The sequence below is a fragment of the Lentzea sp. NPDC060358 genome (genome assembly GCF_042725365.1).
Taxonomy (GTDB): domain Bacteria; phylum Actinomycetota; class Actinomycetes; order Mycobacteriales; family Pseudonocardiaceae; genus Lentzea.
In genome coordinates, this window is the sequence record NZ_JBHXCW010000384.1 from 1 (window position 1) to 4,614 (window position 4,614).

A 4,614-nucleotide genomic window follows, 5' to 3' on the forward strand; every position below is an offset into this window, starting at 1 on the left:
GCGGAAACCACTCATCAGGTGGGCTCGGGTGTCAGCCCTGGTGCGGGTGGAGGTGGGTGGTGGGCGCCGCGAAGGTCTCCTTGACCGACCGCGGGCTGACCCAGCGGAGCAGGTTGTGGACCGACCCCGCCTTGTCGTTCGTGCCGGACGCGCGGCCACCGCCGAACGGCTGCTGGCCCACGACGGCACCGGTGGGCTTGTCGTTGACGTAGAAGTTGCCTGCGGCGAACCGCAGCTCCTCCTGCGCGTGCGCCACGGCGGCGCGGTCGCGGGCGATGATCGACCCGGTCAGACCGTACGGCGCCGCGCTCTCCATCTGCTTGAGCACGGTGAGGTAGTCGGCGTCCTCGAAGACGTGGACGGCGAGCACCGGGCCGAAGAACTCGGTGGTGAACACGGAGTTCGCGGGGTCGGAGCCGAGCAGCACGGTCGGGCGGACGAAGAAGCCGTCCGAGTCGTCCGCGGTGCCACCGGCGGCGATCTCCAGCGACGAGTCCGCGCGGGCGGCCTGCAGCACGCCCGAGAGCTTGTCGAACGAGCGGCGGTCGATCACCGCGCCGCCGAAGTTGGAGAAGTCGGTGACGTCGCCGTAGGTCAGGGCGTCGACCTCGGCCAGGAACTGGTCCTTGATCTTGTTCCACACCGACCGCGGCACGTAGGCGCGCGAGGCGGCGGAGCACTTCTGACCCTGGTACTCGAACGCGCCGCGGATCATGGCCACGCGCAGCACGTCCGGGTCGGCCGAGGGGTGCGCGAGGATGAAGTCCTTGCCACCGGTCTCGCCGACGATCCGCGGGTACGAGCGGTAGTTGGCGATGTTCGCGCCGACCTGCGCCCACAGCTTCTGGAACGTGGCGGTGGAACCGGTGAAGTGGATGCCCGCGAGGTCGGGGGAGCTCAGGGCGACCTCGGACACGGCGAGGCCGTCACCGGGCAGCAGGTTGATGACGCCGGGCGGCATGCCCGCCTCCTCCAGCAGCCGCATCGTCAGGTGCGCGGCGAACGACTGGGTGGGCGACGGCTTCCACAGCACCACGTTGCCCATCAGCGCGGGCGCGGTCGGCAGGTTGCCGGCGATGGCGGTGAAGTTGAACGGCGTGATCGCGTAGACGAAGCCCTCGAGCGGGCGGTGGTCGGTGCGGTTCCACACGCCGGGGGAGGAGATCGGCTGCTCCGCGAGGAGGGTGCGGGCGAACTGCACGTTGAAGCGCCAGAAGTCGATCAGCTCGCACGCCGAGTCGATCTCCGCCTGGATCGCGGTCTTCGACTGGCCGAGCATCGTGGCGGCGTTCAGGGTCTGCCGCCACGGACCGGCGAGCAGGTCGGCCGCGCGCAGGATGATCGCCGCGCGGTCGTCGAACGACAGCGCACGCCACGCCGGGGCGGCCTCACGCGCGGCGCGCAGGGCGTCGGTCGCGTCCTGCTGGGTCGCGCCGGCCAGCGTGCCGAGGACGGAGCGGTGGTTGTGCGGCTGGACGACGTCGAAGCGCTCCCCGCCACCCATGCGCTGCTCGCCGCCGATGGTCACCGTCAGCTCGAGCGGCTCCTTCTGCAGCTCGGCCAGCCTGGCCTGCAGTTCGGCGCGCTCCGGGGTGCCGGGGGCGTACTGCAGGACCGGCTCGTTGACCGGGGCGGGAACCTGGGTGACCGCGTCCACTCGCAACTCCTCTTCGAATCAGCGTCGGTAGGGACACCGTAAGTCCGCGCGAGGGGGCCTCGGTTGTCCGGCAGGCCAAGATTCATCTGCTCAGATGTACGATCGGACAGTGTCGAGCCTGCGCCACCTCCTGATCGCGCTCGGCGACCCGCTCGTCGAACTGCAGGTCGCCCCCGGTGGCCTGGAGGTGGTCGTGCGCGACGTGGTGATCATGGACCCGGACGACCCGCCCGACGTCGCCGCGGGTGACCTGGCCCTGCTCATCGGCGCACGGGGCCGGGCCGCGCTGCCGCTGATCAGGGCCGCCGGCCGGGCGAAGGCCGCGGCCGTCGCGGTGAAGGAGTCGACGCGGGCGCTCGACCAGGCCGCCACGGACGCGGGCGTGGCGTTGCTGGAGGTCCGGCCCGAGGTGCGCTGGGGCCACCTCGAGTCGCTGGCCAAGGGCGTCCTGACCACGACCGCGGACGACGGCGAGGTCCTCGGCGACCTGTTCGCGCTCGCGCAAACGATTGCCACCCTGACCGGCGGGATCGTCAGCATCGAGGACACCGCGAGCCGCGTCCTCGCCTACTCCCGCTCGTCCGACGAGGTCGACGAGCTGCGCCGGCTGTCGATCCTCGGCCGCCAGGGCCCGGAGCCGTACCTCAAGATGCTGCGCGAGTGGGGCGTCTACAACCTGCTGCGCTCGGGCGAGGAGGTCGTCCGCATCGACGAACGTCCCGAGCTCGGCATCCGCCGCCGCATCGCCGTCGGCATCCACGCGGGCGCCCAGCCGCTCGGCTCGATCTGGGTGCAGGAGGGCGACCAGCCGTTGACCGAACAGGCCGAACGCGCCCTGCTCGGCGCCGCCCGCGTCACCGCGCCGCATCTCGTCCAGCAGCGCAACCAGCCCGCGTCGAGGTTCCGCGAGAACCTGCTCGCCGCGCTGCTCACCGGCCGGATGGACGCCGCCACCGTCGCGGGCCAGATCGGCGCCGACCCGCACAAACCCGCCGCGGTCGTGGTGTTCGCGGTCCGCGGCGCCGAGGGCGGCCGCAGCGAGCACGAGCTGCGCCGCGCCGAGATGACCGGCCTGATCTCCGTGCACGCCGCGGCGTACCGGCGCAGCGCGCTGGTGAGCGAGTCCGGTGGCCGCACCTACGTGCTGCTCCCGGACCTCGCCCCGAACGCCCAGCTCCTCGGCCTGACGCGGGAGATCGTGCACACCGCGCGGCGCCACCTGCACACCGCGGTGCAGGCGGCGGTCGGCGCGACGGTGTCCACGTTGGACGACGCGCAGGTCTCCCGGCAGGAGGCCGAACGCGTGCTGGACGCGATGGCCCGCGACCTCGACGCCGAGGTCGCGACGCTCGCCGACGTCCGTCCGCAGGTCCTGGTGAGCGAGATCCTGGCTCTGCTGCACGACAACCCGCGCATCCGGGACCCCCGGATCGACGCGCTCGACCCGGAGCTCGCCAGGTCGCTGCTCGCCCACCTCGACGCGTTCGGTGACGTGCGCGCCGCGGCGGACAGACTGCACGTGCACCCGAACACGTTGAGGTACCGGCTCAAGCGCATCGGCCTCGACCTGGACGACCCGCTGGTCCGGCTCGTCGCCCAGCTTCAGCTCAGGATGCGGTAGAGCAGCGCGCGTTCCGCGATCGTCCACGTGGTCGTGGTGAGCAGGTACAGCCCGGCGGCGAGCGGCAGGTAGGCCGCCACCAGGATCGTGCCGAACGGCAGCACCTTGACCAGCCCGGTCATGAACCCCGGCTGCGGGGTGGTGGTCATCCGCGACTGCTGCCACTTCACGGTCAGGAAGGCCACCACGGCGAGCAGCCCGAACAGCACGAAGAACACCCAGGCGAAGCCGGACGTGAAGTGCGTGCCGAGCGAGATGCCGAACAACGTGCCGTCCAGCAACGGGTTCGGCGTCGTGACGACCTGGTAGACGACCATGAAGAACGGGACCGTCGCGAGCATCGGCAGCAAGCCCGCGAACATCGACACGCCGTTGCGCTGGTAGACCTTCTGCGACTCCTCGGAGAACCGCACGAGGTCCTTGCCGTACTTCTTCTGCAGCTTCTGGATCTCTGGCGCGAGCTTGGCCTTGGCCTTCTCGCCGCGCACGGCCGCGCGGTAGAAGGGGTGCAGCGCGAGCCGCACGACGATGGTGAATCCGACGATGGCGAGCGCGGGCATGCCGAAGCTCGCCAGGGCAGCGCCCAGGTCAGCGAACAAGGGAGGTTTCTCCGTCTTCGAGTGGGGGAGGGGACGTGTCAGAACGTCCGGCATCCCGGGGCTCGAGGACGGGGTTTGCCTGCGGCATCGGGGTTTCGCAGCCTCAGCTGCGCCGTGCGCTGCGCTCGTTCGCGGATCGAGAGCGACCGTGCCGGGGCCACCGACAGCGGCGCCAGCGCGACGACCACGATCAGCGCGAGGGCGAGCGCGGTCACGGCCGCGACGACCTCGGTCGGCGACGAGAGCAGCGTGAAGGCGTAGAGGGCGGGCAGGAAGACCGCGAGCGCCAGCAGCGCTCGTTGCCTGGTCTCCGGCAGCCACATGCCTCGCAGACTACCGAAACCGGCCGTGCCGTGGGGTGTGGTTCACGACTCCACGAGCCCCGGCCGGTCCGGGTGGTCGTAGCGCACGAAGAGGTCGGCCACCGGGTCGTAGTCCTCGAACGCGGGCAGCGTCCACTCCTGCGCCGTCTTGCGCTTCAGGGCACCGGGCGAGAGCCACAGGTGCACGGTCAGCTCGGCCGGCAGCCACCGGTCGAGCATCAGCGTGCCGTCGACGAGCACGACCCCGTTCGCCGGCAGGGCGACGTACTCGGCGCGGCTGGCCCGGTCGGTGGCGGCGTTCCACAGCGACGGCAGCACCCTGCCCTGCGGCGCCGGGTCGAGGACCTCGCGCCGCAGGCCGGCGAAGTCGAACCAGTCGTGCCGGTACGAGTGGGCGTCGGTGCGGCCGTGCTC

The 4,614-nt window shown here is 71.5% G+C and carries 4 protein-coding genes and 1 pseudogene; 1 reads left to right on the forward strand and 4 read right to left on the reverse strand.

The features are described 5' to 3' along the window. Window positions 1-31 precede the first annotated feature (31 nt). Window positions 32-1,657: an L-glutamate gamma-semialdehyde dehydrogenase gene (gene pruA / locus ACFWGZ_RS39570; protein ID WP_382456726.1), complete on the reverse strand. Its 1,626-nt coding sequence runs from the start codon at window positions 1,655-1,657 to the stop codon at window positions 32-34. A 109-nt stretch (window positions 1,658-1,766) separates the two neighbouring features. Between pruA and ACFWGZ_RS39575 the strand changes: the two genes are divergently transcribed. Next, entirely contained in the window at window positions 1,767-3,278 is a 1,512-nt protein-coding gene (locus ACFWGZ_RS39575) for a PucR family transcriptional regulator (RefSeq protein ID WP_382456727.1), read from the forward strand. Here the strand turns inward: ACFWGZ_RS39575 and ACFWGZ_RS39580 are convergent. The 3 genes and pseudogenes from ACFWGZ_RS39580 to ACFWGZ_RS39590 all read right to left on the reverse strand — a co-directional run. Further along, window positions 3,260-3,877 carry a YidC/Oxa1 family membrane protein insertase gene (locus ACFWGZ_RS39580; RefSeq protein WP_382456728.1) on the reverse strand — a complete coding sequence of 206 codons (618 nt, stop codon included), beginning with the start codon at window positions 3,875-3,877 and terminating at the stop codon, window positions 3,260-3,262. The two genes, ACFWGZ_RS39575 and ACFWGZ_RS39580, sit on opposite strands and share 19 nt — an antisense overlap. A 38-nt stretch (window positions 3,878-3,915) precedes the next feature. Further along, on the reverse strand, window positions 3,916-4,200 hold the full coding sequence (locus ACFWGZ_RS39585; protein ID WP_382456729.1) for a DUF6412 domain-containing protein: 285 nt from the start codon (window positions 4,198-4,200) through the stop codon (window positions 3,916-3,918). Window positions 4,201-4,242: 42 nt separating this feature from the next. Next, window positions 4,243-4,614: pseudogene (locus ACFWGZ_RS39590) on the reverse strand (uridine kinase); the annotation flags it as partial.